General features: G+C 73.2%; 1 protein-coding gene and 1 pseudogene. Both read right to left on the bottom strand.

What is annotated here, in order from left to right; genetic code table 11:
- On the bottom strand, positions 1–188 hold a 188-nt coding region (locus AB0J39_RS39465; protein WP_363474320.1), incomplete at its 3' end, for a hypothetical protein.
- Positions 189–1,104: 916 nt separating this feature from the next.
- Positions 1,105–1,527 (bottom strand): annotated as a pseudogene (locus tag AB0J39_RS39470) (DUF222 domain-containing protein); the annotation flags it as partial.
- Positions 1,528–1,581 lie beyond the last annotated feature (54 nt).

Genomic DNA, 1,581 nt, shown 5'->3' on the forward strand with positions numbered 1-1,581 from the left:
TGGGCGGGGGTGGCCAAGCGGACCTTGCGGCCCATGTCGAGCACCTGTCCGTCGGCGTTCATCACCAGGCGCATGAGGGTGGAGGTGCGGGCCAGGCGGTGCACGGCGGAGATGGGCAGCACCTGCCCGGTCGCCAGCAACAACCCCGGCGCCGTCCCCAACAATGTGCCCAGCAGGGTGTCCAACATCGTCCCCGGCCCCGCCCCCGGCGGCCCTCCGGCCGACGCTCCCGGTTCCGATCCCGGCGGCGTCCCCGGCCCCGCCCCCGGCAGCCCTCCGGCCGACGCTCCCGGTGGCCCCCGGCTCTGCCCCCGGTGACGCCCCCGGCTCTGGCCTGGACATGCCGGACGGCGTCTCGGTTCCTCGCGGTCCTCCCGGTGGCGTTTGCGGTGCGGTTGCCGATGTGGTGCCGGACCTGCCGCCCGGCTGGTGCCGCGCCATGCCGGAGTGGGCACATCCGCACGCGTCCTGGCCGGGCCAGGGGTGCTCATGGCCGTCGTCCTCACGCGTGGTCTGCCCATGCCGGTCCTCCCTCGCAGGCCGGGGCCCGGCGTGGGTGTGACGGACAGAGGCGCCGCCAGGAGGATCAGGCGAGAGCCGCTCACCCCGCCGTGACTCCCACGAGTGCGACTCCTGTCGCTGCGGCCCCCCTTGCTCCGGCGTGCGCTCCTGCGACTCCCTCTGCTGCGGCTCCCTCTGCTTGCGCAAGCTGCTCTGCTGTGGCTCCTGCTGCGACTCGCTCCGCTGCCTGTTCTTCGCCTGTGCGCATCCGGTCGCGTAATCGCCGGACTGCACGTCACAGCGGCCGGTGGCCAGGTCGGCGCTGTTGACGGCGCTTTCGATGGTGCTTCCGCCGCTGTTTTCGGCGGCGGCCCTTGCGGATACATCGGCACCGGCGCCTATCGCGGAACCGGCTGCCTCGGCCTCCTCGGCGTCACCGCTCTCCGCCGGGCCGACAGGGTCAACAGGGTCGGCGGGGTCAGCGGGGTCAACAGGGTCGGCGGGGTCGGTGGGGAGGGAATCGGCGTTGACCAGGACCAGGAGCTCGGCGGCGATCTTCTCCTCCAGCAACGCCATGAACGCATCCGCCTGACGCACACGCAGCGGCCGGTCATCGCCCTCGGCTTTGGGTTTGGCGTAGGCGTCCAGCAACGCCTGCAACCGGGCGGCGTGCTCACGGGGGAGGTAGAACTCTCCTTCCAGGCCGCCGCCCCGGCCCGGGCGGACCCGAAGGAACCGCCGCCCGTAATCGGCCCGCTCATCGCGGTCTTCACCATCGGGGTCCAGCACCGCCCGCAGATAACGCCCCGCCTTGGCCACCTCCGCCGCCCCCGCCCTGCCCGCCAGCTCCACCAGGATCGGCTCGGCCAAGCCGGCCTGCTCATCCGACAGACCGGAAACCGCGGCGCAGATGGCCTCGGCCACCCCCGCCGCCAAGTCGCCGGCGGCGAACTTCTCCCGCACCTTGGGCAGGCGGGCCAGTTCCACCGCCAGGGTCAGCAGGCGGCCTGCTCCCGCGACGGTCATCCCGCCCGTGGTGCGCAGCCAGCTGCGGGTGGAGGCATGCCCCTGCTGCTTGGC

The sequence above is a fragment of the Microbispora sp. NPDC049633 genome (genome assembly GCF_040675265.1).
Taxonomy (GTDB): Bacteria; Actinomycetota; Actinomycetes; order Streptosporangiales; family Streptosporangiaceae; genus Microbispora; species Microbispora maris.